Source organism: Planktotalea sp. (assembly GCF_039984035.1).
In the GTDB taxonomy this organism is placed as follows: domain Bacteria; phylum Pseudomonadota; class Alphaproteobacteria; order Rhodobacterales; family Rhodobacteraceae; genus Planktotalea.
Window position 1 is genome coordinate 1 of record NZ_JBDWVM010000254.1, and the last position, 4,740, is coordinate 4,740.

The 4,740-nt window shown below is 53.8% G+C and carries 6 protein-coding genes and 1 pseudogene; 5 read left to right on the forward strand and 2 right to left on the reverse strand.

Features of this window, described 5'->3' with window-relative positions:
- The coding region (locus tag ABJQ89_RS11460) for an SDR family oxidoreductase (RefSeq protein ID WP_348496366.1) at positions 1 to 740 on the reverse strand (740 nt) is incomplete at its 3' end.
- Positions 741 to 842: 102 nt separating this feature from the next.
- Here ABJQ89_RS11460 and ABJQ89_RS11465 point away from each other — a divergent pair.
- Complete coding sequence (locus ABJQ89_RS11465; RefSeq protein ID WP_348496367.1) at positions 843 to 1,727, forward strand: LysR family transcriptional regulator; 885 nt, start codon at positions 843 to 845, stop codon at positions 1,725 to 1,727.
- Positions 1,728 to 1,833: 106 nt separating this feature from the next.
- A complete protein-coding gene (locus ABJQ89_RS11470) occupies positions 1,834 to 2,433 on the forward strand; it encodes a hypothetical protein (RefSeq protein WP_348496368.1) in 600 nt (199 codons plus the stop codon).
- A 5-nt stretch (positions 2,434 to 2,438) separates the two neighbouring features.
- On the opposite strand, the gene ABJQ89_RS11475 is transcribed toward ABJQ89_RS11470, so the two are convergent.
- Entirely contained in the window at positions 2,439 to 3,038 is a 600-nt protein-coding gene (locus tag ABJQ89_RS11475; RefSeq protein WP_348496369.1) for a DUF2306 domain-containing protein, read from the reverse strand.
- 95 nt (positions 3,039 to 3,133) lie between these two features.
- Here ABJQ89_RS11475 and ABJQ89_RS11480 point away from each other — a divergent pair, with 95 nt between their 5' ends.
- From ABJQ89_RS11480 to ABJQ89_RS11490, 3 genes and pseudogenes are all read left to right on the forward strand, one after another.
- Complete coding sequence (locus tag ABJQ89_RS11480) at positions 3,134 to 3,745, forward strand: WHG domain-containing protein (protein WP_348496370.1); 612 nt, start codon at positions 3,134 to 3,136, stop codon at positions 3,743 to 3,745.
- 228 nt (positions 3,746 to 3,973) lie between these two features.
- Complete coding sequence (gene rpmF, locus ABJQ89_RS11485) at positions 3,974 to 4,180, forward strand: 50S ribosomal protein L32 (RefSeq protein WP_348496371.1); 207 nt, start codon at positions 3,974 to 3,976, stop codon at positions 4,178 to 4,180.
- Positions 4,181 to 4,200: 20 nt separating this feature from the next.
- Positions 4,201 to 4,740 (forward strand): annotated as a pseudogene (locus ABJQ89_RS11490) (phosphate acyltransferase); the annotation flags it as partial.

Consider the following 4,740-nt stretch of genomic DNA (forward strand, 5'->3'; position numbering starts at 1 on the left):
AATGTAAAACCACCATCTACAGCGATGTCTTGCCCCGTGACGAAACTCGCATCGCTTGAAAGAAGAAACGCCGCCGTCCCTGAAACATCTTCTGGCACGCCATTCCTGCGCAGCGGCGTATGGTTTGAAAGGCGCGCAGAAATCTCGGGATCAAGAACCTCGTCAGCCATTGGTGTGAGAATGATCCCCGGGCTGATGGCATTGATACGGGTGCCGCGTGGTCCTTCCTCAACAGCCCAAACGCGCATCATGGCAAGCAACGCGGCCTTGCTCGCCGCATAGGCGCCTGAGCCGGGCATAACAGCGCCAGCCGTCCAAGAGGCATTGATAAGGACGCTGCCGTTTTCCATATGCGGCAAGCACTGCGCGACTGTTTGTTGGGTTCCGATCAAATTGATCCGCAATAGATCATCAAAATCAGCAGCCTTAGTCTCGCGAAGTGCTTTGAAGTCCCCCAAATGCCCCGCATTGGCAAAGACCGCATCGAGCTTGCCAAACTTGGCAATAATCGCAGCGACATTGGTTTCGATTTGCGTTGCATCAGCGATATCGCACACCTGCGCCAAAGCAGAGCCGCCCTCCTGTCGAATTTCAGACGCGACCTTCTCAAGCGGTTCAGCGCGACGTCCCCACAAAATGAGCGCTGCACCTTCCTGCGCGAGACGCCGCGCAACCGCCCGCCCCATACCGCTCCCCGCGCCTGTGACAAGCACAGCGTGGTCCCTAAATCTTGCAACCATCTTGGATGCTCCTTTTGATCTTGCTCAAAGGGGATTGTGATTGAAGAGCTAAGTGATGATAATTGTGAAAATTATTGACACTTTAAGAAGGAAAACTGCGCAATGGATCTTTTCGTCTCGATGCGCACCTTTGTCGAAGTTGTTCAGTCCGGTTCCATGAACGCTGCCGCGCAAAGGTTGAACGTCACCAGCACGCTGGTTGGCCAGCGCATTGCCGCCCTAGAAGGCCATCTGCAGGTCAAACTGCTCAATCGCACAACGCGGCAACAAAGCCTCACAGATTTTGGCGAAACTTATCTCGATCAATGTCGCGACATTCTGGAAATGGTTGCGCGCTCCGAAGGCACAGCCAATGATGAGCAACTCACCCCGCGCGGTCGGTTGCGTATTGCAGCGCCTGTCAGCTTTGGCACGGCCGCGCTTGTCCCTATGCTCAAGGTGTTTTCCGATCAATTGCCTGATGTCGAAATCGAGCTTGTGCTTTCCGATGCAAATGAAGACCTGATTGCAGGCGGCATTGATGTGGCGTTTCGGATTGGCCGACTTGAAGACAGCAGCTTGCTGCAATCCCAACTGGCCCCCTACAAAATGGCGGTTTGCGCTGCGCCCTCCTACCTTGCGCAGCACAACATGCCTGAATCGCCCGACGATCTGGACCCGTTTCGCGCCATTCTGTTTTCTAAGACAGGTCGCAGACCTTGGCGCTTCTCCAGTGGGAAAGCCGAACGAAACTGGACTCCGAACGCGATATTTTCCGTCAATTCAGGCCAAGCCGTGCGCGAAGCCGCGCGAGCGGGTATGGGCATCGCCATGTTGCCCGAGGTTCTTGTGCAAAAAGACTTTTCCAGTAGCGCACTTGTTCGCCTTCTACCTGAATGGGGACTGCCCGAAAAACCTATGTCGCTTGTGTATCATCGGGATCGTTACAGGCCGCAGCGGTTGGTAAAATTCATCGATTTTGCCCGCGAGACCTTTGGCAAGCGTTGAAATCGCGCTGCTGACGCTGGTGTGAGCCAAAGGAATGACAGACGGGCAGCAATGCCCTAACATTTCCGAATATTAGACTAAAACACCTTATTTCGGGAACATTCTGATGAAACCTGCTGTATTTTCTTTAGCCCTTATTGCAATGGCCAGTGTCGCGCATGCCGATGAGTGCCATGATCGCTTTTCCAAACTTCTCATAAATGGCAATCCAGATATCGGCCCAACGCGTTTGCATATCACACAAGAAATCGGCGGCGGCAGCACCAGCCTGAATTACCATCACAGTGATGGCAACGGAAATGGCATGACAGAAATGATCGATCCCGCAGATAGCCCTTGGTCGCTCTTTCTAGGCGACAATATGTATGTCTCAAATGACAAGGGCCAAAGCTGGACCTTCCAAAGCTCCTTTGACGCTGAAAAAGGGCGCGCAGATAGCAAAGCGGCCCTAACAAAAGATCTGGTTGCGGCCAGCGATCTGGTCTGTGGAACCGAGGCGTTGAACGGTAGCGACTATGACGTCGTTTCAGGGCGCTATTTGTCATCAGCGCTCGCTGGCGCTGAAATTTACGAAAAGCTTTGGATCGACCCCGAGACTGGGAATATTGTGCAGTCCTATCGCCACCTTAAAATGACTGGCTTTGAATCCAAGACAACGCAGGTCGTTGAACTAAGCCCTGGGTTAGAACTGCCGCAACCTGATTAGCCTATTTACCTGCTGGCTTGCTGGGTTCGAACGATCCATTCTGCAACGATCAAATTTGGCACCCAACAGGACCAAGCGATCACAGGATAAGCGTTCTCAAATCCCCACACGCCAATTCCGATGGGCAGTTGGAGCCGAAGTGTCACGGCTGCAAACGTCAGCGCGCCAGATCGTATCATCCATAGTTGGTGAGCCTTTATGTCCCCGCCTCGCACCTTGACCAGTGCCATCGCAGTCGTTGCCAGCCAGAGAACTCCCAAAGCTCCAAAACCCCAAGCTGCCAGTACACCGCTTTGCGTGGTGAGCGCCAACCAGATTGAACAAAGGCCGGAAATAAAAACCGCCACGACATAAATGCGCCCCAACAAACGGTGCAGGTGCAGCCGACGTTGGCGAAACTTAGTCCAGAATTGGAATGGCAACACCAGCAAGGCAACGGGCGCGAGGAACACATGCCCATAAAGCGCAAACGGTCGGATCAAATGTTGCTCCATAACCGGCATGACCAAGGCAATATCCGCGAACACGATACGGTAGCTCGCCAAGGCAATCAGACTGCATGTGAGCCAAAAAAGAGAATTTCGAAGAAACTTGATCGCTAACATTGGGGCTTTCCTATCGAGCAACTTGACACTGTAAAGTTCAGCTTAGCTAATTCGCCAGCTTGACGCTGTCAAGTTACTTCCTCTATTGCTGCGCGATGACTTCAAAGAAAACCAACAACGCCCACCATCATGGCGATTTACGCAATGCGCTCGTTCAGGCGGGAATGGAGCTTTTGACCGAAGGCGGTGTCAGCGCGCTCACTCTACGGGGCTGCGCCGCCAAAGCTCAGGTCAGCCACGCCGCGCCAAAGCATCATTTCAAGGATTTGGCTGCCCTGCGCGAGGCTGTTGCGCTCGAGTGTTTTGTCGCATTCAATCAATCGCTTCTGGATGCGATCGAAAATGGCGGCTCTGCCCCGACGGAGCAGCTTCATTCTATTTGCCGTGGCTACCTCGACTTTGCCATCAAGCAACCCGCCTATTTTGATGCCATATTCTCTATGGGATCGCTGGTCAGTTTCTCCACCGATCTCGGGGAGCAATCACCGACAGCCTATGAAACGCTTGCAAAGGTCTGCAGCCACTTTGTTACAAAAGAACGCGACGCCCTGACCGTAGAAACCCAAGTTTGGGCGCTCATCCATGGGTATTCTCAGCTGGTTCGCATGGGACGGTTTAACGAGCATACCGAAGCCGCGCGCGATGCGCCCCCTAGCGAAGGCCCCTTTGATCAAGTCATGGCATTACTGCAGCATTTGGCCGATTAAGACCTATGCAAGCTTTCATCGAGATTCGCAGCGATCTGTGCCCCTGTAAGCCTCACATGAGCAAAGCGACGCACCCGCGTCAAAGAATCGCTTGCAGAGATAACTTTCTTGGCTATTTTCGCGCGCTCAGACGAATTTAGGGTTGGACAGGCGACGCGCCCTCGCATATGTGCCTGCTAGACCCGTACAACGGCCCAACTGTGGCCCCGAACATTGATAGGTTGCGACATGGCTGTCCAGCAGAACAAAGTATCCAAATCGCGCCGCAACAACCGTCGTGCACATGACGCATTGGTTGCAGCGAACCCAAACGAATGCTCTAACTGTGGTGAGCTGAAGCGCCCACACCACGTGTGCCCTTCTTGTGGCCACTACGCGGACAAAGAGATCGTTGCGGTTGTTGACGAAATCGATCTGGACGAAGACGCGGCCTAACTAACCCGCGAGGTACGTTCATGTCTGTGTCCATCGATCAAACAGATGATCTTTCAGTGACAAGCCGTGAGCGTATCATTTTATCTATCGACGCTATGGGCGGAGATGAGGGACCGGCAGCTATCGTTGCCGGTGTTTCTCGTTGTGTGGACAAGTCTTCTAATCTGGGCTTTATCCTGCATGGCCCTGAGGCCACCCTCGCCCCCCTCATAGCGCGCCGCAAAAACCTAATTGGTCTTTGCGAAATTCGTGACGTTCCTGACGTTGTGAAAATGACCGACAAACCCAGCCAAACCCTGCGCACTGGTAAGAACACGTCGATGTGGTCTGCTATCGAAGCTGTGCGCGCTGGCGAAGCTGCCGCTTGTGTCTCTTGTGGCAATACTGGTGCGCTCATGGCGATGAGCATGATCCGGCTGCGCAAACTGCCCGGCGTAAACCGCCCCGCGATTGGCATTCTTTGGCCCTCGCGTTCCGCGAACGGCTTTAACGTGATGCTTGATGTGGGCGCTGACATTCGCGCCGATGCGACCGATTTGCTGCAATATGCGCTGATGGGC